25 protein-coding genes, 1 tRNA gene and 1 other RNA gene are annotated in these 26,768 nt (G+C 68.2%); 16 read left to right on the top strand and 11 right to left on the bottom strand.

Features of this window, described 5'->3' with window-relative positions:
* Nucleotides 1–33: 33 nt before the first annotated feature.
* On the bottom strand, nucleotides 34–2,835 hold the full coding sequence (gene aceE / locus RCP38_RS07430) for a pyruvate dehydrogenase (acetyl-transferring), homodimeric type (RefSeq protein ID WP_308476468.1): 2,802 nt from the start codon (nucleotides 2,833–2,835) through the stop codon (nucleotides 34–36).
* A 187-nt stretch (nucleotides 2,836–3,022) separates the two neighbouring features.
* Here aceE and RCP38_RS07435 point away from each other — a divergent pair, with 187 nt between their 5' ends.
* The 4 genes from RCP38_RS07435 (at nucleotide 3,023) to RCP38_RS07450 (ending at nucleotide 4,771) form a co-directional block, all read left to right on the top strand.
* On the top strand, nucleotides 3,023–3,598 hold the full coding sequence (locus tag RCP38_RS07435; protein ID WP_373692461.1) for a hypothetical protein: 576 nt from the start codon (nucleotides 3,023–3,025) through the stop codon (nucleotides 3,596–3,598).
* 84 nt (nucleotides 3,599–3,682) lie between these two features.
* Nucleotides 3,683–4,105, top strand: coding sequence for a DUF3052 domain-containing protein (locus RCP38_RS07440; RefSeq protein WP_308476470.1), 423 nt, complete (start codon nucleotides 3,683–3,685; stop codon nucleotides 4,103–4,105).
* Nucleotides 4,105–4,566, top strand: coding sequence for a peroxiredoxin (locus RCP38_RS07445; protein ID WP_308476471.1), 462 nt, complete (start codon nucleotides 4,105–4,107; stop codon nucleotides 4,564–4,566). Before RCP38_RS07440 ends, RCP38_RS07445 begins: the two co-directional genes overlap by 1 nt.
* 130 nt (nucleotides 4,567–4,696) lie before the next feature.
* Nucleotides 4,697–4,771 (top strand) — tRNA-Val (locus RCP38_RS07450).
* Nucleotides 4,772–4,784: 13 nt separating this feature from the next.
* Here RCP38_RS07450 and RCP38_RS07455 read toward each other — a convergent pair.
* From RCP38_RS07455 to RCP38_RS07470, 4 genes are read right to left on the bottom strand one after another with little or no spacing between them, the layout of a single operon-like run.
* A complete protein-coding gene (locus RCP38_RS07455; RefSeq protein ID WP_308477110.1) occupies nucleotides 4,785–5,645 on the bottom strand; it encodes an LLM class F420-dependent oxidoreductase in 861 nt (286 codons plus the stop codon).
* 37 nt (nucleotides 5,646–5,682) lie between these two features.
* Nucleotides 5,683–6,519 carry an SURF1 family cytochrome oxidase biogenesis protein gene (locus RCP38_RS07460; RefSeq protein ID WP_308476472.1) on the bottom strand — a complete coding sequence of 279 codons (837 nt, stop codon included), beginning with the start codon at nucleotides 6,517–6,519 and terminating at the stop codon, nucleotides 5,683–5,685.
* Nucleotides 6,519–7,013: a low molecular weight protein-tyrosine-phosphatase gene (locus RCP38_RS07465; protein ID WP_308476473.1), complete on the bottom strand. Its 495-nt coding sequence runs from the start codon at nucleotides 7,011–7,013 to the stop codon at nucleotides 6,519–6,521. Before RCP38_RS07465 ends, RCP38_RS07460 begins: the two co-directional genes overlap by 1 nt.
* The gene (locus RCP38_RS07470; RefSeq protein WP_308476474.1) at nucleotides 7,006–7,701 is read right to left on the bottom strand and encodes an HAD-IA family hydrolase; all 696 of its coding nucleotides are present in this window, start codon (nucleotides 7,699–7,701) and stop codon (nucleotides 7,006–7,008) included. Before RCP38_RS07470 ends, RCP38_RS07465 begins: the two co-directional genes overlap by 8 nt.
* A 61-nt stretch (nucleotides 7,702–7,762) precedes the next feature.
* Between RCP38_RS07470 and RCP38_RS07475 the strand changes: the two genes are divergently transcribed.
* From RCP38_RS07475 to RCP38_RS07485, 3 genes are read left to right on the top strand one after another with little or no spacing between them, the layout of a single operon-like run.
* Entirely contained in the window at nucleotides 7,763–8,896 is a 1,134-nt protein-coding gene (locus tag RCP38_RS07475; protein ID WP_308476475.1) for a Nif3-like dinuclear metal center hexameric protein, read from the top strand.
* Nucleotides 8,893–9,627, top strand: a complete 735-nt coding sequence (locus tag RCP38_RS07480; protein ID WP_308476476.1) for a zinc ribbon domain-containing protein — start codon at nucleotides 8,893–8,895, stop codon at nucleotides 9,625–9,627. Before RCP38_RS07475 ends, RCP38_RS07480 begins: the two co-directional genes overlap by 4 nt.
* A gap of 25 nt (nucleotides 9,628–9,652) precedes the next feature.
* Nucleotides 9,653–10,747, top strand: coding sequence for a bifunctional RNase H/acid phosphatase (locus tag RCP38_RS07485; protein ID WP_308476477.1), 1,095 nt, complete (start codon nucleotides 9,653–9,655; stop codon nucleotides 10,745–10,747).
* A gap of 122 nt (nucleotides 10,748–10,869) precedes the next feature.
* On the opposite strand, the gene RCP38_RS07490 is transcribed toward RCP38_RS07485, so the two are convergent.
* Complete coding sequence (locus tag RCP38_RS07490; RefSeq protein WP_308476478.1) at nucleotides 10,870–11,598, bottom strand: 2OG-Fe(II) oxygenase; 729 nt, start codon at nucleotides 11,596–11,598, stop codon at nucleotides 10,870–10,872.
* Between the two features lie 13 nt (nucleotides 11,599–11,611).
* Nucleotides 11,612–12,073 (bottom strand): TM2 domain-containing protein, encoded by a 462-nt coding sequence (locus RCP38_RS07495; RefSeq protein WP_308476479.1) that lies wholly within the window; start codon nucleotides 12,071–12,073, stop codon nucleotides 11,612–11,614.
* A gap of 61 nt (nucleotides 12,074–12,134) precedes the next feature.
* Between RCP38_RS07495 and rnpB the strand changes: the two genes are divergently transcribed.
* Both rnpB and RCP38_RS07505 read left to right on the top strand, forming a co-directional pair.
* An RNA gene (rnpB, locus tag RCP38_RS07500) (RNase P RNA component class A) lies at nucleotides 12,135–12,522 on the top strand.
* A 184-nt stretch (nucleotides 12,523–12,706) separates the two neighbouring features.
* On the top strand, nucleotides 12,707–13,714 hold the full coding sequence (locus RCP38_RS07505; RefSeq protein WP_308477111.1) for a DUF6670 family protein: 1,008 nt from the start codon (nucleotides 12,707–12,709) through the stop codon (nucleotides 13,712–13,714).
* A gap of 34 nt (nucleotides 13,715–13,748) precedes the next feature.
* Here RCP38_RS07505 and RCP38_RS07510 read toward each other — a convergent pair whose 3' ends face one another.
* Both RCP38_RS07510 and RCP38_RS07515 read right to left on the bottom strand, forming a co-directional pair.
* A complete protein-coding gene (locus RCP38_RS07510) occupies nucleotides 13,749–15,143 on the bottom strand; it encodes a CYTH and CHAD domain-containing protein (protein ID WP_308476480.1) in 1,395 nt (464 codons plus the stop codon).
* Between the two features lie 103 nt (nucleotides 15,144–15,246).
* On the bottom strand, nucleotides 15,247–15,564 hold the full coding sequence (locus RCP38_RS07515; protein WP_308476481.1) for a hypothetical protein: 318 nt from the start codon (nucleotides 15,562–15,564) through the stop codon (nucleotides 15,247–15,249).
* Between the two features lie 125 nt (nucleotides 15,565–15,689).
* On the opposite strand from RCP38_RS07515, the gene RCP38_RS07520 reads away from it, so the two are divergent.
* Nucleotides 15,690–16,064, top strand: a complete 375-nt coding sequence (locus RCP38_RS07520) for a heme-binding protein (RefSeq protein WP_308476482.1) — start codon at nucleotides 15,690–15,692, stop codon at nucleotides 16,062–16,064.
* A gap of 34 nt (nucleotides 16,065–16,098) precedes the next feature.
* Here the strand turns inward: RCP38_RS07520 and panB are convergent, their stop codons facing one another.
* Nucleotides 16,099–16,938 (bottom strand): 3-methyl-2-oxobutanoate hydroxymethyltransferase, encoded by an 840-nt coding sequence (gene panB / locus RCP38_RS07525; RefSeq protein ID WP_308476483.1) that lies wholly within the window; start codon nucleotides 16,936–16,938, stop codon nucleotides 16,099–16,101.
* Between the two features lie 194 nt (nucleotides 16,939–17,132).
* Here panB and RCP38_RS07530 point away from each other — a divergent pair, with 194 nt between their 5' ends.
* The 6 genes from RCP38_RS07530 (at nucleotide 17,133) to RCP38_RS07555 (ending at nucleotide 25,216) form a co-directional block, all read left to right on the top strand.
* On the top strand, nucleotides 17,133–18,674 hold the full coding sequence (locus RCP38_RS07530) for an alpha/beta hydrolase (protein ID WP_308476484.1): 1,542 nt from the start codon (nucleotides 17,133–17,135) through the stop codon (nucleotides 18,672–18,674).
* A 20-nt stretch (nucleotides 18,675–18,694) separates the two neighbouring features.
* Nucleotides 18,695–20,035 (top strand): type I glutamate--ammonia ligase, encoded by a 1,341-nt coding sequence (gene glnA, locus RCP38_RS07535; protein ID WP_308476485.1) that lies wholly within the window; start codon nucleotides 18,695–18,697, stop codon nucleotides 20,033–20,035.
* Nucleotides 20,036–20,050: 15 nt separating this feature from the next.
* Nucleotides 20,051–23,080 (top strand): bifunctional [glutamine synthetase] adenylyltransferase/[glutamine synthetase]-adenylyl-L-tyrosine phosphorylase, encoded by a 3,030-nt coding sequence (locus RCP38_RS07540; protein ID WP_308476486.1) that lies wholly within the window; start codon nucleotides 20,051–20,053, stop codon nucleotides 23,078–23,080.
* A gap of 21 nt (nucleotides 23,081–23,101) precedes the next feature.
* Nucleotides 23,102–23,749 carry a PaaI family thioesterase gene (locus RCP38_RS07545; protein ID WP_373692463.1) on the top strand — a complete coding sequence of 216 codons (648 nt, stop codon included), beginning with the start codon at nucleotides 23,102–23,104 and terminating at the stop codon, nucleotides 23,747–23,749.
* Between the two features lie 143 nt (nucleotides 23,750–23,892).
* The gene (locus tag RCP38_RS07550; RefSeq protein WP_308476487.1) at nucleotides 23,893–24,516 is read left to right on the top strand and encodes a hypothetical protein; all 624 of its coding nucleotides are present in this window, start codon (nucleotides 23,893–23,895) and stop codon (nucleotides 24,514–24,516) included.
* A 70-nt stretch (nucleotides 24,517–24,586) separates the two neighbouring features.
* Nucleotides 24,587–25,216 carry a maleylpyruvate isomerase family mycothiol-dependent enzyme gene (locus RCP38_RS07555; protein WP_308476488.1) on the top strand — a complete coding sequence of 210 codons (630 nt, stop codon included), beginning with the start codon at nucleotides 24,587–24,589 and terminating at the stop codon, nucleotides 25,214–25,216.
* Between the two features lie 35 nt (nucleotides 25,217–25,251).
* Here RCP38_RS07555 and glnA (RCP38_RS07560) read toward each other — a convergent pair whose 3' ends face one another.
* Nucleotides 25,252–26,688: a type I glutamate--ammonia ligase gene (glnA, locus tag RCP38_RS07560; RefSeq protein WP_308476489.1), complete on the bottom strand. Its 1,437-nt coding sequence runs from the start codon at nucleotides 26,686–26,688 to the stop codon at nucleotides 25,252–25,254.
* Nucleotides 26,689–26,768 lie beyond the last annotated feature (80 nt).

The raw sequence follows: 26,768 nt of genomic DNA on the forward strand, positions 1-26,768 counted from the left end.
TCTGGTTGATACCCACAAGTGGGTGTGGCCGGGTCAGGCCACACCCGGATCCGAGGTCTGTTCCGGCGCGGCCAGCACGTCGTCGATCTGGTAGCGCGTCGCCGCGGCGATCGGTGCGGAGGCGTCGACGGCGCCGTCACGGGCCAGTGCGGCCAGCACCGCCACCACGATGGACTCGGCGTCGGTGTTGAAGTAACGACGGGCGGCGGGCCGGGTGTCGGAGAACCCGAAACCGTCGGTCCCCAGGGTGGTGTAGTCACCGGGTACCCACGGCCGGATCTGTTCGGGCACCGCGCGCATCCAATCCGACACGGCGACCACCGGGCCCGGAGTGTCGGCCAGCGCCTCGGAGAGCACCCGGGTCACATAGGGGACGTCGACCGGGCGCTGGGGGTGGCGCAGGCGTTGGCGTTCGATCGCGACGCCGTCGCGGTTGAGCTCACCCCAACTGGTGACCGACCAGACGTCGGCGGCCACGTCCCAGTCGGCGGCCAACAGGTCCGCGGCGCGCAGTGCCTCGGGCATCGCGACGCCGGAGGCGAGGATGTGCGCGGTGCTCGCCCGGCTTTCGGCCGCTTTGCGGTAGCGGTAGATACCGCGCAGCAGACCCTCGGGATCGAATCCGTCGGGTTCGGCCGGTTGGACGTAGGGCTCGTTGTAGAGGGTGATGTAGAAGTAGACGTTCTCCGGGTCGGGACCGAACATGCGCTGCAGGCCGCTGTCGATGATGTGGGCGACCTCGTAGGCGAACGCGGGATCGTAGGAGACCACGGCGGGGTTGGTGGACGCCAGCAGCAGGGAGTGCCCGTCGGCGTGCTGGAGGCCTTCACCGGTCAGCGTGGTGCGTCCGGCGGTGGCGCCGAGGACGAATCCGCGCGCCATCTGGTCCGCGGCGGCCCACAGGCCGTCGCCGGTGCGCTGGAAGCCGAACATCGAATAGAAGATGTAGATCGGGATCATCGGCTCGTCGTGGGTGGCGTAGGAGGTGCCCACGGCGGTGAACGACGCCGTCGAGCCGGCCTCGTTGATGCCCTCGTGCAGGATGTGGCCGACTTCGCTCTCCTTGTAGGCCAGCATCAGGTCGGCGTCGACGGAGGTGTAGAGCTGGCCGTTGCGGTTGTAGATCTTCAGCGACGGGAACCAGGAGTCCATCCCGAACGTGCGGGCCTCGTCGGGGATGATCGGTACCAGCCGCGGGCCGATCTGCTTGTCCCGCAACAATTCTTTGAACACCCGCACGGTCGCCATGGTGGTGGCGACCTCCTGGTTGCCGGAGCCCTTCTTGACCGCCGCATAGGCGTCCGGGCCCGGCAGTGCCAGGGTGCGGGCGGTGGTGCGGCGCCGGGGCACGAAGCCGCCCAGGGCACGGCGGCGATCCAGCAGGTAGCGGATCTCGGGCGCTTGCTCCCCGGGGTGGTAGTAGGGCGGCAGGTAGGGGTTGGCCTCGAGTTCGGAGTCCGGGATCGGGATCCGCATCTCGTCGCGGAAGTCCTTGAGGTCTTGCAGGCGGAACTTCTTCATCTGGTGGGTGGCGTTGCGGCCGGCGAAGTAGCTGCCCAGGCTGTAGCCCTTGATGGTTTTGGCCAGGATGACCGTCGGCTGGCCCTTGTGTTCGATGGCGGCGCGGTAGGCGGCATGGACTTTGCGATAGTCGTGGCCGCCGCGTTTGAGGTGCCAGATGTCTTGGTCGGAGAGGTTTTCCACCAGGGCCTTGGTGCGCGGGTCGCGGCCGAAGAAGTGTTGGCGCACGTAGCCGCCGTCGTTGGCCTTGTAGGTCTGATAGTCCCCGTCGGGGGTGACGTTCATCAGGTTGACCAGGGCGCCGTCACGGTCGGCGTGCAGCAGGGCATCCCATTCGCGGCCCCACACCACCTTGATCACGTTCCAGCCCGCGCCACGGAAGAACGACTCCAGTTCCTGGATGATCTTGCCGTTGCCGCGCACCGGGCCGTCGAGACGTTGCAGGTTGCAGTTGATGACGAAGGTCAGGTTGTCCAGGCCCTCCAGTGCCCCCATCTGCAGCAGGCCGCGGCTTTCGGGTTCGTCCATCTCGCCGTCGCCCAGAAAGCACCACACGTGCTGGTCGGAGGTGTCCTTGATGCCCCGGTCGTGCAGGTAGTGGTTGAACCGGGCCTGGTAGATGGCGTTCATCGGCCCCAGGCCCATCGACACCGTGGGGAATTCCCAGAAGTCGGGCATCAGGCGCGGGTGCGGGTAGGAGGGCAGGCCGCCGCCGGGGTGGCTGTGCTCCTGGCGGAAGCCGTCGAGTTGATGGGTGCTCAGTCGGCCCTCGAGGAAGGCGCGGGCATAGATGCCGGGGGAGGCGTGGCCCTGGATGAACACCTGGTCGCCGCCGCCGGGGTGGTCCTTGCCGCGGAAGAAGTGGTTGAAACCGACCTCATAGAGCGTCGAGGAGGATGCGTAGGTGGAGATGTGGCCGCCCACGCCGACGCCGGGACGTTGGGCGCGGTGCACCATCACCGCGGCGTTCCAGCGGATCCAACGGCGGTAACGGCGCTCGGTCTCCTCGTCGCCGGGGAACCAGGGCTCCAGTTCGGTCGGGATGGTGTTGACGTAGTCGGTGGAGGTCAGTGCGGGGATCGCGACGCGCTGTTCCCCGGCGCGTTCGAGCAGCCGCAACATCAGGTAGCGGGCGCGGGCCGGGCCGGACCGCGCGAGCAGTTCGTCGAACGACTCCAACCACTCGGAGGTCTCTTCGGAGTCGATATCGGGCAGGTACGACGCCACACCTTCGCGGATCACCCTTACTCGGTCGGATTCGCCTGTGGTGCTTGGCTTTTTGGCCAGGTCCTGATTTGCGGCCTCAGTGCTCAACGCATTGCTCCTTGGTTCGGAGGACAAGATGTGTCTCCCGGCTTGTGGCTGGGATGACACCGGCCCGATTGTTTTATCGGTCTGTCTTTTCTATCCTGCCCCACGCGGTCGCCGACCGGCGGTGGGTGAGTGGCCGCAGGTGGGTTGATCTCGGCCCGGTGAGCGGTACGCGGTAACGTTTGAAGTTGTGCTGATCGGATGGCGGACCGCTTCGCGCGTGCGAAGGCGGCGACACGCCCGAGTCGGCGCATTGGTGGCCGGTGGAGTCGCGGCGATCGCTATGGGCGTCGTCGGCTGTACCAGCATCATCGGTGGTACCCCGGAGGCGGACGTCTCGGAAGCCCCGGCGTATCGGTCCTCGGTGTCGGCGTCGGAGGCGACGTCGAGCATCCGCGAGACCCAGCGTCAGCATTCGATGACGACTCAGGCGATACGCGGTGCGTGTGGACGGTTCGTCTCCAGCAGCAGTGATGCTGTCGATGTGGTGAACCGGTACGTCGAAGCGTTCAACAACGGCGGGGACATCCCCGGAACCGCCGGGCCTGCGGTGGAGGCGCTCAATCGCAGTGCCGACGAGGTCGCCAAGGCGATCAACGAGAAGCTGTCCTCGGAGTTGGTGGATGCGTTCAACACCTATGCCGAGGCTGCACGGGGTGTTGCTACAGCGATTTCGGCCAAGGCGCCGGTGTCGGTGTACAACGCCCGCAAAGATGAACTCAATCGCGCCAGGGAGAAGGGGATCCAGCTGTGCAAAGCATTCTGAACCCCATGCTCAGCGCCAGCATGCGTAGCTGTGCAACGATACTCCCTAACATACGACGCGCTGACGATCGAAGGAGGTCGCACGGTGGTCGCGGCGGATAACGCCCCGAGCTTCGCCCGCAAACTGGGCATCGAAAGCAAACAGTTGGTCCAGGAGTTCGGCTGGGACGACGACGCCGACGACGACATCCGTGCCGATGTCGAAGAGGCTTCCGGTAGTGAACTGCTCGATGAGGACACCGATGAGGTGGTCGACGTCGTGCTGCTGTGGTGGCGCGACGGCGACGGCGATCTGGTGGATACGTTGATGGACGCGATCACCGCGCTGGCCGACGACGGCGTGATCTGGGTGCTGACGCCCAAGACCGGCAGGTCGGGCCATGTCCAGCCCGCCGAGATCGCCGAGGCGGCGCCGACGGCGGGGCTGATGCCGACCTCGTCGGTGAATCTGGGGGACTGGAGCGCCAGCCGGCTGGTGCAGCCCAAGTCGCGGTCGGGCAAGCGCTGATGCTGGAGGTCGGCGCGCAGGCACCGGACTTCGCGCTCAAGGACCAGAACCAGCAGTTGGTGACGCTGAGCAGCTTCCGGGGTGCCAAGAACGTGCTGGTGGTGTTCTTCCCGCTGGCGTTCACCGGTATCTGCCAGGGCGAGCTCGACCAGTTGCGCGACCACCTGCCCAGCTACGTCAACGACGACAGCGTGGCCCTGGCGATCTCGGTGGGCCCGCCGCCCACCCACAAGATCTGGGCGACCGAGAGCGGCTTTCTGTTCCCGGTGCTGTCGGACTTCTGGCCGCACGGTGCGGTGAGCCAGGACTACGGGGTGTTCAACGCCGAGACCGGCTTTCCCAACCGGGGCACGTTCGTCATCGACAAGGCCGGCATCATCCGGTTCGCCGAGATGAAGCAGCCCGGTGAGTCGCGTGACCAGCAACTCTGGCTCGACGCCCTGGAAGCCCTGAAAGCCTGAGCCCCTCACCGGCGAGCGCGCGTGTCTGTACGCCGACACGCCGCCCGCGGCGGCATTCTGTGCACGCTCGTCGCGGGGTAGTGGCCGTTTTGGGTCTGGGGTACCGATCCGGGTAACCTGCCCGAGGCAGGGGCGCGTAGCTCAGGGGTAGAGCTCTGGTTTTACACACCAGCGGTCGGCGGTTCGAAACCGTCCGCGCCCACCAGAATCAAGGCGGCTCAGCCCAAGGCGTCGGCCAGCCGGCGCCACTGCTGACGCGGGAAGGCGCGCGGGTCGGCGTCGAGCATCTGCACGCAGACGTGATCGGCGCCGGCCGCATGGTGTTCGGCGACCCGGCCGAGCACGGTCTCCGGGGTGCCCCAGGCGATGATCGCGTCGAACAACCGGTCGCTGACGTCGGCGATGTCCTCCTCGGAGAAGCCCGTCCGCAGCAGGTTGTTGGCGTAGTTGGGCAGCGCCAGGTAAGAGGCCAGCCACGGAACACCGATCTCGCGCGCCTCCTCGCGACTGGAACAGAAGATCGCGGTCTGCTCGGGCAACAGCAGCGGGCCGACACCGAGTTGCTCGCGGGCGAAGCGGGTGTGGTCGGGAGTGACCAGATACGGGTGCGCGCCGCGACTGCGGGCGGCGGCCAGATCCAGCATCTTCGGGCCGAGTGCGGCAAGCACACGGGACTGCACCGGGACGGGCGTCTCCGCGGCGTCCAGGCCGTCGAGGAAGGTGGCCGTCGCGTGCAGCGGCCGACGGTAGCGGCCGGGTTCGCGAGAGTCGATCAGCGGGGCATGACTGACCCCGATGCCGAGCAGGAAGCGGTCACCGTGTTCGGCGGTCAGCGAGGCGTGCGACGCGGCGACATCGGCGGGCTCATGCATCCACAGGTTCAGGATGCCGGTGGCGATCACCACCTGCCGGGTGGCCGCCAACAGGTTGGCCACCGACTCCAACACCGGGCCGCCGACATCGGGGATCCACAGCGCGCCGAAGCCCAGCTCCTCCAATTCGGCGGCCGCTTCGGCGGCCTCACCCTGGTCGCCGTAGCGCAGCGACGCACTCCAGATCCCGACACCCGAAAGGTTCACCATGGCCCCAGAATGGCACAGCGCCCGGTGGTGTGGCCTACCGGCGGCGTCCGTACCGGTCGGCGAGCTTCTGCTCGACGGTCATCGGTGGGGGTTCGTCGCCGTCGGCGGAGCCGGCTTCGGTCGGCTGGCTTTCCGCCCGGCGGGCCCGCAACTCGGCGAACGCGAAATAGCCCAGTCCGATCGGTGCCAGGATGCCGAACGCGATCCACTGGATCCCGTAGGACAGAAACGGCCCGTTGTCGCGGCGCGGCAGTGCGATGACACCCAGCCCGCCGGGCTGGTCCTCACCCAGTTGGAGGTAGGTCCCGGTCAGCGGCACGCCGGTGAACGCCGCGATCTGCTCGGTGTTGATCGAGTACACCTGGCGAAAACCGTTGGCGGTGAACGGGGCCTTGTCCGGAACCGCGCCCTGGGGATCCCGCAGGCGCGCGATCAGGGTGACCTCCGAATCCGGCGGCGGCGGAATCTCGGGCAGCCGCGAACCGCCGTCTTCGGTGCGTACATAGCCGCGGTTCACCAGCACCGTCGGACCGCCCTTGACGGCGAACGGGGTCAGCACCTCTACCGCGGGCATCCCGTCGATCACCCGCAACCGCACCAGCACCTGTGCTTCGGGGCGGTAGCGTCCGGTGGCCGTCACCGGGCGCCACTGCTCGTCGGGCGCCGACGAATCCTGATGCGGCAGCAGCGTTGTCAGCGGCACCGGTTCCGCTGTCAGGGCGTGCTCCAGCTGACTGTTGGCGCGTGAGGTGGTGGTGTTCTTCCCCAGCTGCCATGGCGCCAGCACCGTGAAGCACAGGTAGGCGAAGCCCAGCACCACCGCCGCCAGAGCCAGCCAGCTCGGGCGTAGCAGGAAGGCCAGGCGTCGCATCAACCGTCCCGACCCGGTGCCAGCTGGGCGTCGACCCAATCGTGCAGACCCGGCAGCGACGCCGCGATGACGGTGAAGGCCTGCACGAAGTCGTCGTGGTCGCCGTAGTAGGGGTCGTCGACGTCGGGTACGGCCGCGCCCGAACGCGGGTCGAAGGACCGCAGCATGCGGATCCGCTCGGCGGGAATCCCCAGCCCCTGGAGCAGCCCGACGTGGTTGCGCCCCAGCGCGATCACCAGGTCGGCGGACTCGTGCTCGGGACCGACCTGGGCGGCGCGATGCTCCACCGGATAGCCGTTGTCGCGCAGCACCCGGTTGGTGCGTTCGTCGGCACCCTTGCCGACATGCCAGTCCGCGGTACCGGCGCTGCTCACGCGCACCAGGTCGCCCAAGCCGCGCTGTGCGAGCTGGTGGGCGAACATCTTCTCGGCCATCGGCGAGCGGCAGATGTTGCCGGTACACACGAACGTGACATGCAGTGCCGGATCAGACACCGAGTACCTCCCGTAGTTCGGAGACGGTCTGCACGCGGGCGATCGGACCGTCGGGACAAGGAACAGGGCCGTCACCATCGCCGTCGGCGACGTCGGCGTAGTCGGAGCGCCCGTAGCCCCAGCCGACCAAGACGGTGTCGATGCCGTGCGCGGCGGCACCGTCGACGTCATGGCGCCGGTCGCCGACCATCAGCACCCGCTCGGGCAGCGGGGACAACTGTTGCAGGGCATGACTCACCACGTCGGCTTTGGCGGCCCGGACGCCGTCGACACTGGCCCCGGCCACCACCTCGAAATAGCCGTCGAGCCCGAAATGAGCGAGGATCCGGCGCGCGGTGGGCTCGACCTTGGAGGTCGCCACGGCCAACCGGATCCCGGCCGCCCGCAGGTCGTGCAGCAGCTCGGACACCCCGTCGAAGACGGTGTTCATCTTCCACCCGCGGCTGGTGTAGTCGGCCCGGTAGGCGGCCATCGCCGTCTCGGCCCGCGCGCCCAGACCCATCGCGGCCAGCGTGTGGTGCATCGGCGGGCCGACCAGCCGCTGGGCGAGATCACCCTCGGGGATCGGAGCGCCGATCCGGCCCAGCGCATGGCGGAAGCTGGCGACGATCCCGGCGGCGGAGTCGGTCAAGGTGCCGTCCAGGTCGAAGATCACCAGTTCGGCGGCGGCGGTGCCGGTGCGTGTCACGGGTCCATTGTCCCCGACGTGGCCGGAGAGCTCGCCGGGTGGCGCACTACTGTCTTGCAGTGTGACCGCGAGGCTGGCTGACGTCATCGACGTACTGGATGCGGCCTACCCGCCCGGGTTGGCCCACTCCTGGGATTCCGTCGGGCTGGTCTGCGGTGACCCGGACGAGACGGTGAGTTCGGTGACCATCGCCGTCGACGCGACCGCTGCGGTGGTCGACGAGGTGCCCGCCGGCGGTCTGCTGCTGGCGCATCACCCGCTGCTGCTGCGCGGCGTGGACACCGTGGCGGCCAGCACCCCCAAGGGCTCGCTGGTGCATCGGCTGATCCGCAACGGCCGCGCCCTGTTCACCGCCCACACCAACGCCGATGCCGCCTCGCCCGGGGTGTCCGACGCGCTCGCCGACGCGCTGGGGCTGACCGTCGAGGCGGTTCTGGACCCCGCCGCTGCGGCGGTCGACACCGACAAATGGGTGATCTACACACCGGCGGCCTACGCCGACTCGGTGCGCGCTGCGGTGTTCGCCGCCGGCGCCGGCCAGATCGGCGACTACGCGCAGTGCAGCTGGAGCGTCCCGGGTACCGGCCAATTCCTGCCGGGCGACGGTGCGACGCCGGCCATCGGGCAGGTGGGTGCGGTGGAGCGCGTCGCCGAGGATCGCGTCGAAGTCGTGGCACCGGCGCGGGCCAGGGCGCGTATCCACGCGGCGCTGCGGGCCGCACACCCCTACGAGGAGCCGGCTTTCGACATCCTCGCGTTGCAGCCGCTGCCCGCCGGTGTCGGGATCGGCCGGATCGGGAGTCTGGCCGTTCCCGAGCCGTTGCACGACTTCGTCAACCGCGTCGCCGCGGTGCTGCCAGCCACGTCATGGGGGGTACGCGCCTCCGGTGATCCCGACCTGCAGGTCTCGCGGGTCGCGGTCTGCGGCGGCGCCGGCGATTCACTGCTGGACGCCGCGGCCGCCGCCGATGTCCAGGTCTACGTCACCGCGGACCTGCGGCATCATCCCGCCGACGAGCACTCCCGCCGGTCGCCGATGGCGTTGGTCGACGTGGCGCACTGGGCCAGTGAATACCCGTGGTGCACTCAAGCCGCCGATATACTGCGCTCGCATTTCGGTGCGACGTTGCCGGTGCACGTGAGCACGCTGCGCACTGACCCCTGGAACCTCGCGCACGAAGGAGACCGGCCATGAAAGCCGAAGTAGCACAGCAACGTTCGCTACTCGAATTGGCGGAGCTGGACGCCGAATTGGCCCGGATCGCCCACCGTGCCGGGCACCTGCCCGAGCAGCAGGAGCGCGAGCGTATCCAGGCCGATCAGGTCGCCGCCGCGGATCGGCTGGCGGCGTTGGAGCTGGCGCTGGAGGACTTGGACGCCCAGGCCGGTCGCCTGGAATCCGAGATCGACGCGGTGCGCCAGCGCGAGGATCGCGACCGTGCGCTGCTGGATTCGAGCCAGACGAACGTCAAGCAGGTCGCCGACCTGCAGCACGAGCTGGAGACGCTGCAGAAACGTCAGTCCAGCCTGGAGGACTCGCTGCTGGAACTGATGGAGCAGCGGGAGCAACTGCAGACCCAGGCGGACGCCGAAGCGGCCGTCGTCGAGGGTCTGGCCGCCGACCTGGCCCGGGTCCAGGAGGCGGTGGACACCGCGCTGGCGGAGATCGAGACCACCCGCGCGCAGCGCGCCACCAGCCGTGACGAGTTGGTCGCGACGATCGGCGACGAACTGCTGGCCCTCTATGAGCGGCAGCGGGCGTCGGCCGGGGTCGGCGCGGGACCGCTGCGCGGCGGCCAGTGTGGTGCCTGCCGGATCGAGATCGATCGCGGTGAGCTGGCCCGGATCTCGGCCGCCGAGCCCGACGAGGTGCTGCGCTGCCCCGAATGCAACGCGATCCTGTTGCGGGTCAAGGACTTCGGTTAGCGGCATCGCTGGTGAGGGTCGTGGGATGAAAGTCATAGTCGAAGCCGACGGCGGATCGCGTGGCAACCCGGGACCGGCCGGATACGGCGCGGTGGTGTGGTCGGCCGACCGCGCCGATGTGCTGGCCGAGGCCAAAGAGGCCATCGGGATCGCCACCAACAACGTCGCCGAATACCGGGGCCTGGTCGCCGGATTGACCGAGGCGTCCCGCCTGGGTGCCGCCGAGGTCGGCGTGTTCATGGATTCCAAGCTGGTGGTCGAACAGATGGCCGGCCGGTGGAAGGTCAAACACCCCGACCTCATCGCACTGCACCGGCAGGCCCGCGACCTGGCGTCGCGATTCGACCATGTCCGCTACACCTGGATCCCGCGGGAGAAGAACTCGCACGCAGACCGGCTGGCCAACGAGGCGATGGACGCCGCCGCCGGGATCGACAAGCCTCCGACCGACAAGGCCGAGACGGCTCCGGCGCCGGCGCCCACCGCTCCCGGCTGGACCGGGGCCACCGGAACCGCGACCCGCATGCTGCTGCTGCGGCACGGGCAGACCGAACTGTCGGTGCACCGGCGCTACTCGGGCCGGGGCAACCCGCCGCTGACCGACACCGGGTGGCGCCAGGCGGAGTCCGCGGCGCGCTATCTGGCCGAGCGCGGCGGCATTGCCGCAGTGGTCAGTTCGCCACTGCAGCGCTGCCGCGACACCGCGGCCGCGGCGGCGAAGCTCCTGCGCCTGGACGTGACCGTCGACGACGACCTGACCGAGACCGACTTCGGAGCCTGGGAGGGCCTGACGTTCGCCGAGGCCTCCGAGCGTGACCCCGAACTGCACCGCCGATGGCTCAAAGACACCTCCACCGAGCCGCCCGGCGGCGAGAGCTTCGACGCGGTGCAACAGCGTGTGCAGCGGGCCCGCGACCGGATCGTGGCCGACCACGCCGGCTCCACCGTGCTGGTGGTGTCGCATGTGACGCCGATCAAAACGGTGCTGCGGCTGGCGCTGGACGCCGGCCCGGGCATCTTGTACCGGCTGCATCTGGATCTGGCGTCACTGAGCATCGCCGAGTTCTACGGTGACGGCCCCGCGTCGGTGCGTCTGGTCAACCAGACGGGTTATCTGTAGACCGGCGACGCTCGCTCGGTCTGTGCAGGTGCACCCGTTCGCCGTGGGCCGCGAAGATCACGACCGCCTCGGCAACGTGATTCTGCTGCAGCGCAGGGGATGCGTCCCTCAAGCGGCGTCCCTCAAGCGGCGTCGTGAAAGATCAATCCGAGGGTGTAGCGCTGGCCGGATCGGACCGGGGAGACCCCGTGGCGCACCGGGGCCGTCGACCATCCCCGAGTCGAGCGCACCGGTCGATCGCGGGTGGTGAACACATAGCCCTGCCCCCGGGGTAACTGCACGGCCATTCCCCGCGACTGGGCGCGGGGACGCTGCTCGACCAGCAGGAACTCACCGCCGGTGTAATCGGTGCCCGGATCGCTGAGGTTGATCACGACTTGTAGTGGAAACACCAACTCGCCGTAGAGATCCCGGTGCAGGGCATTCCAGTCGCCCGGGCCGTAGTGCAGCATCAGGGCGGTCGGTTTGATCTGGCCGGCACGGTGGCAGTGCTCCAGCCAGGTATCGAAATCGTCGGGCCAGGGCGACTCCCGGCCGAGTCGGTCCGCCCACTCCCGGGCGATCGGCAACAGGTGCGGGTACAACGCCCGTTTGAGGGGTTCGACGGGATCGGGTGCCGGTGCGGTGAAATAGCGGTATTGGCCGGAGCCGTAGCGATGTCGCTGCATGTCGACGGTGGTGCGAAAACGCGTGTCGTCGGTGTAGCACCGTCGCAGCCGTGCGGCTTCCGGCCCGGTCAACAGGCGGGGGAGCAGGGCGCCGCCGGATTCGTCCAGTTCGGTGCGCACCGCAGCCCAGTCGGCGGCGTCGACGCGGCGCTGCCAACGGTTGGGCGGAACGGCTGCGGCCATCGGGGCGTCCGGTTCAGGGCCGCAGCGGTCGGCCGTACCGGTCGCGCACCGAGCCGGTGAAGATCATGATGGCGTCCACGATCACCCAGATGCCCAGGCCGAACCAGATGAGTGCGCCGATGCCGAAGACCAGCAGCAGCAAGCCGACGATCCAGGTGGCCAACTGTGCGACCGCCAGCTGGTTCGAGCCCAGGTAGAACCGGCCCGCGCCGAAACCACCCAGAAACAGTTGCAACAGGCCGGCGGCGGCTTTGGACTTGTCGGAGTACGGCTCACCGGTCATCGGATCCCGGCCGAACGGAGCGTAGGGGTCGAGCGCCCCGTAACCGCCCGGTGTCGGGTACGCGCCCGGCGGCGGGTACGCGCCGGGCGGCGGATAGAAACCGGGCTGGGCATAGCCGCTCTGCGGCGGATAGCCGCCGAGCGGGGGATAGCCACTGGGCTGATCAGGACCGTCGCCCGGATACTCGCTCACGTCGCGAGTATGGCACGGTTGGCCCGCCACATCGGCTTACCGGTACGGTGATCAGCGCGGACGAGTTGGCCGGGCGGCCGCGGCCCGCTTCAGGCGGGTCGAGGAAAGTCCGGACTTCACAGAGCAGGGTGATTGCTAACAGCAATCCGAGGTGACTCGCGGGACAGTGCCACAGAAAACAGACCGCCACCGCGAGGTGGTAAGGGTGAAACGGTGCGGTAAGAGCGCACCAGCGTCACGGGTGACCGGGACGGCTTGGTAAACCCCACCCGAAGCAAGGCCAAGAAGGCCGCACTCCGGTGCGGTCGCGCAGGTGTTCGAGGGCTGCTCGCCCGAATCTGCGGGTAGGCCGCTTGAGGTACCCGGCGACGGTGTGCCCAGATGGATGGTCGCCGCCGCAGCGCGTAAGCGGTGCGGGACAGAATCCGGCTTACAGGCCAACTCGTCCGCCCTCTCCACCGGGCCGCCCCGCCCCCATTGACCAAGCCCTCGGCGGATATCAAGATGGCCGCAGGGTCATCGTCGAGGGGGCTACATGACTGCACTGCGCAAGGGGGCGGCGTGACCGGGGTGGGCGAGCGGAGTCGGTTACTCGATGCGGCCGGACGCGGCCTGACACGGCACGTGTTGCCGATGCTGGATCGTCGCCTTTCGGCGTCGGTCCAACCGTTCACCCAGGCTCGGCAGATGCGTCCCGAACTGGGCAGTCGCCGATGGGGCTGGACGCACTACGGATTCTTCGTCCCGGACCTGCCGGAGCCGTATCGCTACGTCAACACCATGACCTTGATCGGAACCACCGGAACGGTGATATTCGACAACGGCGTGGTGGCCAGCGCCGACGTGCGCGACACCACCACGGTGCTCTCCTCGACCGCGGCAGCGGATCACCACCATTACCGCGCCTACGACGCCCGCCGCGACTGCGACTTCGCCGCCGACGGATCGACCCTTCGCTGGGGTGAGCATCTGGCGGTCGAGGCCGACCATCCTCGATACACCGTGCACGGAGACTACGAGGAATTCGGCATCGACCTGGAGTTCGATGCGACCCAACACGTCTCGTACTTCGTCAAGACGCCGGTCTACGATCACTTCAGTCTGCTGGCTCCCTACCGCGGTGTGCTGCGCGACGGGGACGAACGGATTCCGGTGTCCGGCATCGGCACCGTGGAGTATGCGCGTTGCATCAGTCCGCAGACGATGCTGGCGCGACCGCTGCCGGCACCCGCCCGGTTGCCGGTCGATTTCTTCACCTACCAGATCATCGCGCTGCCCGGTGATATCCAGTTGCTCCTGACCGATGTGCGCGCGGCCGGTGCCACCGCATGCCGGCTGGCCCAGGTGCGGTACCTGGACCGGCCGGCCGAGGTGTTCGACGACGTTCGGTTCAAAGTCATCGAATACGCCGACCCGCAGGTCGACCCGATGGGGCGGTCGATGAGGGTTCCGCGCCGCTTGCGTTGGGACATACTGCATTACGGTCGCGAGATCGCTTCGATCACGGGCACCGTCGATTCCCCGCTTCGCTTCGGCCATGGGCGCGGATACGTCGGCGCGTACTCCTATACCGGCCACTGGCGTGGCAAAGCGGTGAGCGGATCCGCCTATCTGGAATGGGTCGACTGCCAGAGGCGGTAGCCACGCGGCCGCGGTTGGCCTTTGTCGAGTCGCGCTACATGATCCGGTCGAGTTTGCGCAGGGCCGGCCGCAGTGCCGCCTCGCACCGCGCGGCGAGTTCGGCCTCCCGGGCATAGAGCACCCCGTAGGTGAAGGTGTCCTGACCGGCGGCCGCCGCGGCGTCGGCCTGGTGAAGCAGATGCGCCCGGCTGACCACGCTGTCCTGGTACTCGCCGAGCAGGGTCTGAATCGTCTTCGCCCGCCGGGCGATCTTCTTCTTGTTCGCCGCCGCGGCCGCATAGCGCAGCTGCTTGGCAGCCTTGCGGATCCGGTGCAGGGCCGCGTCGTGGTCGGCCGCGCCCTTGGCGGCCTTCACCGCCTTGCGCAGCCGCCGGTAGGCGAGGCCGACGGTGGCGGACCGCCCGGCGGCCGGCGCTCCGACCAGATCCTCGAGGCCGTCGAGCAGCCGAAAATAGCGCGGGGACCGCATCGCGGCCAGACTGCGTCGTAGCCCGGCCTGATAGCGGCGCAGCGAACCGTCCACCAGCCGTTCACGGACCGGACCGCGGACCAGCTCCGGTGCCAGCGTGTCCAGCGCCTGCCGATAACGCTGGGCCAGGACCTCGGCATCCCGGGCGGCACCCAGCACCGTGCCCAGTTCCTTCAGCTCGCCGAGCACCACCGCGTGCGCCGGCTCCTTGCTGTTCAACAGACTGCGGATCCGTCGGATGGTCACCCGCATCTGGTGAACCGCGTCGTCGATGTCCGCGCGCACCGCGCGATCCCAGACCAGCAGTTGCTCGACCTGCTCGGCCAACGCCCGGTGCAGGCGATCGGTCGGGGGCGCCGGCCTCGCCGGTGAGTCGAGCACTCTGGCCAGTTTGGAACCGTGGCCGGCGGGCCTGGCGCCGGTGTCGAGCAGTCGGTTGCCCAACCGATCCAGCAACTTGCGGTCCCCGCAGCCCAGCTCCAGTTCCCATTCCCGCCAGTACTGTTCGGTCTGGTCGGTTGCCGAACCGTCGGCCGAGGCGGTGACCTGATCGTCGCAGAACTCCGCCAACACCTCACCGTGCTCGTCGTGCAGCACCACCAGGCTGCGTGCGGTACGGATCTGCGCCACCGGAGCCACCGGCCGATCCCGCACGATCGCGGTCACCACATCGAGCAGGTCGTCCGGAATCTCCTCGCCCAGGGGCGCGCGCACCTCGGTGCGGGCGTCCGGCCCGGCCGGAAGCTTCAGGTGCCAGCCCGCGTCGGGGCCGCCGGTGCGTCGGCGCAGCGTGATCCGCCGCGCCGCCAAGTCATGCCCGGCGGTGTCGAAGTAGGTCGCGGCCAGTTCCACCGGCGGTAGCTGTGTTACCCGAGCGACCCCCCGGATGCCCGAGAACGACGGCGGGAGCGTGGACTCTTCGACGTCGAATTTGCACTCGATTTCCAGGTGCTGAGTCATAGTCGAATCCCGATCGACGATTCCTGACATTCTCGCCTCCACGGGACGCGGGCCGCAGACTCCATGGTGCCAGATCGAGCCGGCACCATGGCCCGGCCAGGGGCTACGGCGCCGGAGGCGGCGGCGGTGCGGTCGTCGTAGCCGGCGCGGGTGGCGGCGGCGGGGGCGGGGGTGCGTAGTAGTCGCGCGGTATCGGCGCGTAATCCCGCATGCCTCCGAAACAGTCACTGATACCGATGATGCGGCCGATCCCCACACAGATCGTGGCCTGAGCCTCGGCGGGCGGTCGGATGACGGTGGCGGCCTCCGCCGCACCGAACACTCCCAGCACGGCCGCGACCCCGACGATCCACGAACGCCGGTTCATCGACCGTCGCCGGCGGGAATCGGCCTTGCGCGAAACCATTTCGTGAGCGGTCATGGAATCGGAGTATACGGGCCGCGCCCGATGTTCCTGTGCTTTATGGTATTTCGTGCTCGGTACTGTTTACAGCGTGCGATGAAGATCGCAATACCGGACGTCATTGTCGAGGTGAGGGAGTAGCCATGTTGAGTTTCACCCGGATCGACCTGCGCGGGATCTACGGTGGTATCGCCGCCGGCGCTCTGGCCGGAGCGGCGCTGTTCGGCGCCGTCGGTACCGCGGCGGCCGACCCGACCCCGGCGAACTGCACGGCGGCCGACCTGGCCCGCGCTTCGGCCAGCGCGGCGACCGAGACCGCGGCATATCTGACCGCCCACCCGGACGTCAACGAGTTCTTCACCAAGCTGAAGACCGAACCGCAGGACGACGCCGAAGCGGCGCTGCAGGCCTACATGGACGCCAACCCCCAGGTGCATACCGATCTGAAGCAGCTCCGCCAGCCGCTGGCCGACCAGCAGAAGCGCTGCAACTGGACCTCATCAGAGCTGCCCGAGTAGCGGCGCAGGCCGCCGCGCCGGGGCACCGCCGGGACTAGAAGCAGTGCTCCTCGGCGGGGAACGTGCCCGCTGCGACCTCGTCGGCGTACTGCTCCGCCGCCCGGCGCAATTCAGCACCCAGCTCACCGAAACGCTTGACGAAGCGGGCGGTCTTGCCGGTGGTCATCCCGGCCATGTCCTGCCACACCAGAACCTGGGCGTCGCAGTTCGGTCCGGCACCGATGCCGATGGTGGGGATGGTCAGTTTGCCGGTGATCTGGGTGGCCAGCTCGGCGGGCACCATCTCCATCACCACCGAGAACGCGCCGGCCTCGGCTACCGCGATCGCATCGTGGATGGTCTGCTCGGCGGCGTCACCGCGGCCCTGCACGCGGAAACCGCCCAGGGTGTTGACGCTCTGCGGAGTGAATCCGATGTGGGCCATCACCGGGATACCGGCCGCCGACAGCGTCGCGATCTGATCGGCCACCCGCTCGCCGCCCTCCAGCTTGACCGCGTGCGCGCCGCCTTCCTTCATGAACCGGGTGGCGGTCGCCAGCGCCGCGGCGGGCCCGGCCTCGTAGGAGCCGAACGGCAGGTCGGCCACCACCAGGGCGTGCGGGGCGCCGCGCACCACCGCGCGGACCAGCGGAATCAGCTCATCGACGGTGATCGGAACGGTGCTGTCGTAGCCGTAGACCACATTGGCGGCCGAGTCGCCGACCAGCAGCACCGGGATACCGGCGTCGTCGAAGATTCGGGCGGTGGAGTAATCGTAGGCCGTCAGCATGCTCCATTTACGGCCCTCGCCCTTCATCTGCTGCAGATGGTGGACGCGGGTCTGCGGGGCAATGCGTGCAGGCTCAGGTGAAGCGCCATAGACGTGCTCAGACATCGTTATCCCTATAAATGGTCGGGTCGATCCTCGAAGCCCATGAGCGGGTCCCCGGGTCGTCTGACATCAGCCAGTGTGCCACCTGCGGAAGCGTTGCTGAACCTCCAGGTCGAGTGCATTTCCTCACATCGTCAACGCGCTGAGCGCAGCCGGTGCCCGGGCATCCCCGGGTCTGCATGGCAGCATGTGGTGTCATGAGCTCGCCGACGCGCCGTGACAGGATCATGCGCACCCCCCTGACCTGCCTCGTGATCGCGATGGTGGCCCTGATGGTCGGCAGTTGCACCCGGATGACGCCGGGACATGCGGTGCTGGCGGTGCCGCAGGTCGGTCAGCCGGTGCAGTGGGAGAAATGCCGTTTCACCGCCGACACCAACATCAAGGTGCCGGCCAGCGCCCGGTGCGGATTCCTGGCGGTACCCGTGAACTACGACAAACCGCAGGGCGCGATCGCGCAACTCGCGATGATCCGGTTCCCGGCCACCAAGGAGAAGATCGGCTCACTGGTGATCAACCCGGGCGGGCCGGGGGAGTCGGGCATCGAGACCGCGGCCAGCCTGATCACCGCGCTGCCGCGCCGGGTCAACGAGCGTTTCGACCTGGTCGGATTCGACCCGCGCGGGGTCGCGTCGTCGCGGCCGGCGGTCTGGTGCAACTCCGACAAGGAGAACGACCGGCTGCGCGCCCTGGACCAGGTCGACTACAGCCCCGAGGGTGTGGCGGCGATCGAGAACGAGACCAAGGAGTACGTCCAACGCTGCCTGGACAAGACCGGCGAGGAGTTCCTGGCCAACGTCGGCACCGTCAACGTCGCCCGCGATCTCGATGCGATCCGCGCCGGCCTGGGCGACGAGAAGCTGACCTATCTGGGCTACTCCTACGGCACCCGGATCGGCGCCGCCTACGCCGAGGCGTTCCCGCAGAACGTGCGCGCAATGATCCTCGACGGCGCGGTCGACCCCAACGCCGACCCGATTGAAGAGGATCTGCGCCAGGCCCAGGCGTTCCAGGGCGCGTTCGACGACTTCGCGGCGGACTGCGCCAAGGAGGAGGACTGCCCGTTGGGCACCGACCCGGCCAAGGCCGTCGACGTCTACCACAGTCTGGTCAACCCGCTGGTCGATCGTCCCGCCAAGACCAAGGACCCCCGCGGGCTCAGTTACAGCGACGCGATCGTCGGCACCATCATGGCGCTGTACTCGCCGACGTTCTGGCAGCACCTCAACAACGGTCTGGCGGATCTGGTGGACGGCCGCGGCGACATCATGCTGAGCCTGGCCGACCTGTACATGCGGCGCGACGCCGGCGGCCACTACACCAACGCCACCGATGCCCGCGTCGCGGTCAACTGTGTCGATCAGCCGCCCGTCACCGACCGCGCCAAGGTGATCGACGAAGACCGTCGGGCACGCGAGGTCGCGCCGTTCATGAGCTACGGGAAGTTCACCGGGGATGCGCCGCTGGGCACCTGCGCGTTCTGGCCGGTGCCGCCGACCAGTGAACCGCATGCGGTCTCGGTGCCGGATCTGCCGCCGACCATGGTGGTGTCCACGACCCGGGATCCGGCCACCCCGTATCAGGCCGGGGTGGACCTGGCCAAGCAACTGCGCGGCGGGCTGCTGACGTTCAACGGAACCCAGCACACCGTGGTGTTCCAGGGCAACGAATGCGTCGACGCATTCGCCACCCGTTACCTGGTCGACGGCACGTTGCCGCCAAACGATGCGAAGTGCTGAGCGCTGATACGCTTCGCGGTATGGACCGTCAGAAGGAGTTTGTGCTCCGCACGCTGGAGGAACGCGACATCCGTTTCGTCCGGCTCTGGTTCACCGACGTACTCGGTTATCTGAAGTCCGTCGCGATCGCCCCGGCCGAACTCGAGGGCGCCTTCGACGAGGGCGTGGGCTTCGACGGCTCGGCGATCGAGGGCTTCGCCCGGGTCTTCGAATCGGATATGGTCGCCCACCCGGACCCGTCCACCTTCCAGCTGCTGCCCTGGACATCGGATGCCGGTCGGCAGTACTCGGCCCGGATGTTCTGCGACATCACCATGCCCGACGGTTCCCCGGCCTGGGCGTCGTCGCGGCACGTGCTGCGCCGGCAGCTCGCCAAGGCCGGCGAGCTCGGATTCGCCTGCTACGTGCACCCCGAGATCGAGTTCTTCCTGCTCGAGCCCGGCCCGTATGACGGCAGCACCCCGGTTCCGGCCGACGACGCCGGCTACTTCGACCAGTCCATCCACGGCTCGGCCGCCAACTTCCGCCGGCACGCCATCGAGGCACTGGAGTCGATGGGCATCTCGGTGGAATACAGCCACCATGAGCACGCTCCCGGCCAGCAGGAGATCGACCTGCGCTACGCCGACGCGCTGTCGATGGCCGACAACGTGATGACGTTCCGGTACCTGATCAAAGAGATCGCGCTCAAAGAGGGCGTGCGGGCGTCGTTCATGCCCAAGCCGTTCCGCGAACACGCCGGGTCGGCCATGCATACCCACATGAGCCTGTTCGAGGGCGAGGTCAACGCCTTCCACAGCCCGGACGACCCGCTGCAGCTGTCGGCCACCGCGAAGTCGTTCATCGCCGGAATCCTCGAGCACGCCAACGAGATCAGCGCCGTCACCAATCAGTGGGTGAACTCCTACAAGCGGCTGATCCACGGCGGTGAAGCCCCCACCGCGGCGTCTTGGGGCGCCTCTAACCGCTCGGCGCTGGTGCGGGTGCCGATGTACAGCCCGCACAAGACGTCGTCCCGGCGTATCGAGGTGCGCAGCCCGGACTCGGCGTGCAACCCCTACCTGGCGTTCGCGGTGTTGTTGGCCGCCGGCCTGCGCGGGGTCGAGCAGGGTTACGAGCTGGGGCCGGAGGCCGAGGACAACGTCTGGGCGCTGACCCCCGAGGAACGCCGCGCGATGGGTTACAAGGAACTTCCCGGGACCCTCGAGCGGGCGCTCTCGGAGATGGAGAACTCCGAGCTGGTTGCAGAAGCGTTGGGGGAGCAGGTCTTCGACTTCTTCCTGCGCAACAAGCGTCAGGAGTGGGCCAACTACCGCAGCCATGTGACGCCCTACGAGCTGCAGAACTACCTGGCGTTGTAAGGCCCGCCGACGGTCGTGGCCTATCCCGGAGCGCAGCGCCGCAAGCTGCCCAGCGTTGGACGGCTCGGTTTGGTCGACCGTTATGCCGCAGCGGATCTGACCGCGCTGGGCTGGTACAGCGCCTACACCCAACCCAACGTCGACGTGCTCTGGGCGCTGTCGCGGGCGGCCGACGCCGACGCGGCGTTGCGCACCCTGGTACGACTGTCCGAGGCGCCCGGTATCGACTGGGCCGAACTCAGCGCGGCGCTGATGTCCGATCGCGGGCTGCGCGGGCGGTTCTTCGGGGTACTGGGATCCTCGGTGGCGCTGGGCGATCACCTGATCACCCACCCGGACTCGTGGAAGCTGCTGACCAGCCCCGAAGACGCCGAGGGCGCCGACTGTTGGTCGATCACGCTGCCGTCGCCGGCGGAGTTGCGGGCCATGTTCGCCGCCTGTGTCACCGAGACGACCGATGGTGCCTACGTCGAGCGGTTGCGGTCGCTGTATCGCGATCGACTGCTGGTGCTGGCGGCGATAGACCTGGCCCCCACCGTGGAGGGTCTGCCCGGGCTGCCCTTCGTGGCGGTCGGCGAGCACCTGGCGGACCTGGCCGACGCCGCGCTGGCGGCGGCGCTGCAGGTCGCCCAACTGCTGGTCTGCGGTGACGAAGCCGGCGATCCCGCTCCTCGGCTGGCAGTGATCGCAATGGGCAAATGCGGTGCCCGCGAACTGAATTACGTCAGCGACGTCGACGTCATCTTCGTCGCCGAAGAGGCCGACGCGCTGAGCACGCGGCTGGCCGGCGAAGTGATGAGGGTGGCCGGCGAGGCGTTCTTCGAAGTGGACGCCGGGCTGCGGCCCGAGGGGCGCCACGGTGCGCTGGTGCGGACCCTGGAATCGCATGTCGCCTACTACCAGCGGTGGGCCAAGACCTGGGAGTTCCAGGCGCTGCTCAAGGCACGGCCCGCGGCCGGTGACGCCGAACTGGGCAGGGCCTACGTCGACGCCCTGCTGCCGATGGTGTGGACCGCTTGTGAGCGTGAGGATTTCGTCCCCGACGTGCAGGCGATGCGCCGGCGGGTGGCCCAACTGGTGCCGGCGGAGATCCGTTCCCGCGAGATAAAACTGGGCTCCGGTGGACTTCGCGACGTGGAGTTCGCCGTGCAACTGCTGCAGTTGGTGCACGGCCGCGGGGACGAATCGTTGCACGTGGCGTCCACCGTCGACGCGCTGGCGGCCTTGGGTGCCGGCGGCTACATCGGTCGGGAGGACTCGGCCGATCTGACCGCGTCGTACGAGTTCCTGCGACTGCTCGAACACCGGCTGCAGCTGCAGCGACTCAAGCGCACCCACATGCTCCCGCCCCCCGACGACGACGAGGCGCTGCGTTGGCTGGCCCGAGCCGCCCACATCCGGCCCGACGGCAGGCGCGATGCGCTCGGCGTGCTGCGCGCCGAACTCAAGGCGCAGAACCGGCGGGTGTCGCGGCTGCACGCCAAACTCTTCTACCAGCCGCTGCTGGAGGCGGTCCGGCCCGCCGGGCTGGAACTGGTCGGGGGACTGACACCCGGTGCCGCCGAACGCCAGCTGGCCGCGCTGGGCTATGAGGCCCCGCACAATGCGCTGACCCATCTGGCCGCGATGACCAACCAGAGCGGCCGGCGGGGTCAGGTGCAGACCGTGCTGCTGCCGACGTTGCTGTACTGGCTGTCGGGCACCCCCAATCCGGATGCGGGATTGCTGGCCTATCGACGGCTCAGCGAGGCGCTCGGGCAGCAGCGCTGGTACCTGAGCACCCTGCGCGACAGCAGCGCGGTGGCCAAACGGCTGATGCGGGTGCTGGGCACCTCCGCCTACATCCCCGACCTGCTGATGCGGGCGCCCGATGTCATCCAGTCCTACGGTGACGGGCCGTCCGGACCGAAGCTGCTCGACCCCGCCCCCGATGCGGTGGCGAGGGCGCTGATCGCCTCGGCGGGACGCTATCCCGACCCCGAGCGCGCGATCGCGGTGGCCCGCAGCCTGCGTCGCCACGAACTGGCCCGGATCGCCTCGGCGGATCTGCTGGGCATGCTCGAGGTCACCGATGTCTGCCGGGCGTTGACGGCGGTGTGGGTGGCGGTGCTGCAGGCCGCGCTGGAGGCGATCATCCGGGTCAATCTGACCTCCGGTGACGAGGTGATGACCGCACCGGCACGGATCGCGGTGATCGCGATGGGTCGGCTCGGCGGTGGCGAACTCGGTTACGGCTCCGACGCCGACGTGATGTTCGTCTGCGAGGCCAACGAAGAGGCGGCCGGCGCCGATGATGCCGACGCAGTGCGCTGGGCCACCACCATCGTCGAACAGGTCAGAGCGCTGCTGGGCACCGCCAGCGCCGACCCCCCGCTGCAGGTGGACATCAACCTGCGCCCCGAGGGCCGCACCGGCCCGCCGGTCCGCACACTGGCCTCCTATGCCGCCTATTACGCACAGTGGGCGCAGCCCTGGGAGATCCAGGCGCTGCTGCGGGCCAACTGGGTCGCCGGCGACGCCGACCTGGGCAACCGATTCCTGCAGATGGTCGACGACACCCGCTATCCGGCCGGTGGGGTGTCGGCCGATGCGGTACGTGAGATCCGGCGGGTCAAAGCGCGCGTCGACGCCGAACGCCTGCCGCGGGGCGCCGACCCCAACACCCACACCAAGCTCGGCCGCGGCGGGCTGGCCGACATCGAGTGGACCGTGCAGTTGCTGCAGTTGCGGCACGCCCACCGGGTGGCCGCCCTGCACAACACCTCTACGCTGGAGACCTTGGATGCCATCGCGGCTGCCGGGCTGCTCGAGGAAGACGACGTGGACCGGTTGCGGCAGGCCTGGCTGACCGCAACCCGTGCCCGCAACGCACTGGTGCTGGTTCGTGGTAAACCCACCGATCAGCTGCCCGGACCGGGGCGTGCGCTCAACGCGGTTGCGGTGGCCGCCGGCTGGCCCGGCGGCGACGGTGGTGAATTCCTGGACAACTACCTGCGGGTGACCCGGAGGGCAAAGGCCGTGGTGCGCAAGGTTTTCGGCGATTGAAGTAATTGAAGGAGAACGTCTGTGGTGGATTTCCGAGCTCGCTCGAACGTGCCCACGATCAGTGCCGACGAGAGCGGTGCATTGCTGGACCGCTACGGGCCGCTGGCGCAGGCGGTACGCGAGCTCATCGACGTCACCATCCGCACCCGGGCCGACGACGACACCGCCCGGGAGGTGACCGCGGCGGTGCGCGAGCTCACCGAGCGGCTGCGCGGCGAGAGCCTCAGTGACGAGCCCGGCCTGCGCTACCTGGTCGAGGGCCGGCCACTGGCGTGGGGGAATGCCGTGGTGGGACTGCGGAACCCGATCGCCCCGCCGCTGGTGATCGAGCACGGCGAGAACGGCCACTGCTGGGCCGACTTCCACCTGGGCGCGGCCTATGAAGGCCCGCCGTCGCTGGTGCACGGCGGCGTCAGCGCGCTGGTACTGGACCACATTCTCGGGGAGGCGGCCAGCGACGGCCTGACCAAGCCGCTCTACACCGGCACCATCACGGTGAAGTACCTGCGCGGAACTCCGTTGGGCCCGTTGCACGCCGAGGCGTCGATCTACCGCAAGGAGGGCGTCAAGACCTACTGCCGCGGTCACATCTCCGACGCCGAGGGCGTCACCGTGGAGGCCGACGGCGTCTTCATCACCCCGTCCTGGGCGCGCGACGGGGCCCAGTGACGGCCCGGCGCTGCGATCGACGTATCGACATTGCTGGCGAGGTGAAATCGACAGTATTTTGTTAAGCTTTTTCGCGGGATTCACTTACTGTCTATCCGGCCTGGTGGGCGGTGTGGTTTTGGCGAAACAGCGGGGTACTTCGGATGTCTAATCGGGTGTATCGATTCGGTTCCAGGGCGGTGCTGGTCGGCGGAGCCGCCGCGATGACGTTGACGCTGGGCATCGGAGGTGTGCACGACACCGCGGCCGATCGGGCCATCGATATCTCGCTTGCCGGCTCGTCGGACCTGTTGGAAGCGGCCGTCACGGATTTCTTGGAGGCCAAAGACGTCTACACCGGGATCGACACCTCGGAACTGTCCGATTCGGTTCTGGGCGCGGTCCGCTCCATGGAACGGATGCCCGGCATCGTGGATCGGATGGTCGACCTCATGGGGGATCGACTCGAGCCGGCCGAGGCCGCGATCCTGGGACACTCGGGTTCGCTGGCGGATTTGATCGATCAACTGTTCTTCGCCCCGCTCAATCAGCAGTGGGCGGACGCCGGGGAATCGATGCTCGACGCCACCCAGGCGTTCGACGCCGCCCTGGCGGACGGATCGATGCCGGACGTCATCGGAGCGTCATTCGATGTGCTCGGCGTCATCTGGCTTGAGGCGATGCCGGCGCTCTTCGCGTCTGTCCCGATCGTGTGGGTCGGGAGCCTCTTCGACCCGGTCGACATGGCCGCCTTTGCCGGACCGGACTACTTCGACTTCTTGTTCTGAGCGCTGCGCGGTGGCGCGAATACGGCAATGCTGCTGAGTTTCGTCACCTAGGAAGTAGTCGATGGGGAGCATGACATTCGACGTAACGGCACTGGCTGCAGCTGAGCGCACGGACTTTGCCGTGCTGCTGAAATCGCTGTCTCCGCAGCAGTGGCTGGTGCCTTCCCTGTGCGCGGGATGGACGGTTCGTGACGTCGTCGCCCACATGCTCAGCTACGAAGAACTGAGCCCGCTAGGTGTGCTGCGCCGGTTCGCCGACGCCCGCCTGCGATTCAGTGCCGCCAATACCGTCGGTTTGGCGGATTACGCCGGCTATGACCCTCCGCAACTGCTTGATCTGCTTGACCGCAGCATCCGTCCTCGCGGGCTCACGACGGCCTTCGGCGGGCGGATCGCGTTACTGGACGGGATGATTCATCAGCAAGACGTCCGTCGACCCCTGGGTATCCCCCGCGAGATTCCGGCCGACCGACTGTTGGCGGCCTTGAAATTCGCGCTGTTTGCGCCGCCGATCCATGCGCGCTCGCGGACTCGCGGCCTGCGGCTGATCGCCACCGACCTGGATTGGACGGCTGGGCGGGGGCTTGAGGTCCGCGGCCGCGGCGAAGCGCTGCTGATGGCGATCGCCGGTCGCCGCGGCGTCACCGATGAGCTTTCGGGACCGGGTGTTGAGTTGCTGCACAATAGGATTGGTCGCTGATCGCTTCGGTCGGCTGACAACCTCGACCGTCGTGCTCAGCAGTCGTAGTACAGCGCGAACTCGTAGGGGTGCGGGCGCAGGCTGATCGGGGTGATCTCGTTGTCACGCTTGAAACGGATCCAGTTCTCGATCAGATCCGGAGTGAACACCCCACCCTCGGTGAGGTATTCGTGGTCGGCCTCGAGGCTGTCCATCACCGCGGCCAGGCTGGTCGGGGCCTGCGGAATGTTGGCGGCCTCGTCGGGCGGCAGCTCGTAGAGGTCCTTGTCGACCGGGGCGGCCGGTTCGATCTTGTTCTTGATGCCGTCGATGCCGGCCATCAGCATGGCCGCGAACGCCAGGTAGGGGTTGCTGGAGGAGTCCGGGCAGCGGAACTCCAGCCGCTTGGCCTTCGGGTTGGTGCCGGTGATCGGGATGCGCACGCACGCCGACCGGTTGCGCTGGCTGTAGACCAGGTTGATCGGGGCCTCGTAGTGCGGCACCAGGCGCTTGTAGGAGTTGATCGTGGGGTTGGTGAAGGCCAGCAGCGACGGGGCGTGATGCAGGATGCCGCCGATGCAGTGCCGGGCGGTGTCGGACAGTCCGGCGTAGCCGGCCTCGTCGTAGAACAGCGGCTGGCCGCCCTTCCACAGCGACAGGTGCACGTGCATACCCGAGCCGTTGTCGCCGAACAGCGGTTTGGGCATGAAGGTGACGGTCTTGCCGTTCTGCCACGCGGTGTTCTTGATGATGTATTTGAACAGCATCACGTCGTCGGCGGCGTGCAGCAGCGTGTTGAACCGGTAGTTGATCTCGGACTGCCCACCCGAACCGCACTCGTGGTGGCCGCGCTCCAGCGTGAAACCGGCGTTGGCCAGGTTCGTGGTCATGGTGTCGCGCAGGTCGACGTACTGGTCGTTGGGCGCCACCGGGAAGTAGCCGCCCTTGGGGCGGGTCTTGTAGCCGCGGTTGGGCCGCCCGCCGGCCTCGGTGGGCGAACCGGTGTTCCACCATCCCGAATCCGAGTCGACCTCGTAGAAGGTGCTGTTCATCTGCGAGTCGAAGCTCACCGAGTCGAAGATGTAGAACTCGGCTTCGGCGCCGAAGTAGGCGGTGTCGGCGATCCCGGTGCTGGCCAGGTAGTTCTCCGCCTTGCGGGCGACGTTGCGGGGGTCGCGCGAGTAGGGCTCGCGGGTGAACGGGTCGTGCACGAAGAAGTTCAGGTTCAGCGTCTTGGCGGCCCGGAACGGGTCGATCTGCGCGGTGGAGAAGTCCGGCAGCAGCATCATGTCCGACTCGTGGATGGACTGGAAGCCGCGGATCGACGAACCGTCGAACGCCAGGCCGTCCTCGAAGACGGTCGCGTCGAGCGTGGATGCGGGGATCGACAGATGTTGCATCTGACCGGGCAAGTCGCAGAACTGGATGTCGACGTATTCCACGTTCTCATCGGCGACGAGTTTGAGAATATCGTCGGCCGTCTTGTCGGTCACAGAAGTGTTCTCCTCCGCTGGTAGCCCCGGTCGGACACCGAGGTCGCCGATGCAGACGTTACGCAACCACGGCAGCGGCC

Source organism: Mycolicibacter sp. MU0083 (genome assembly GCF_963378075.1).
Taxonomy (GTDB): Bacteria; Actinomycetota; Actinomycetes; order Mycobacteriales; family Mycobacteriaceae; genus Mycobacterium; species Mycobacterium kokjensenii.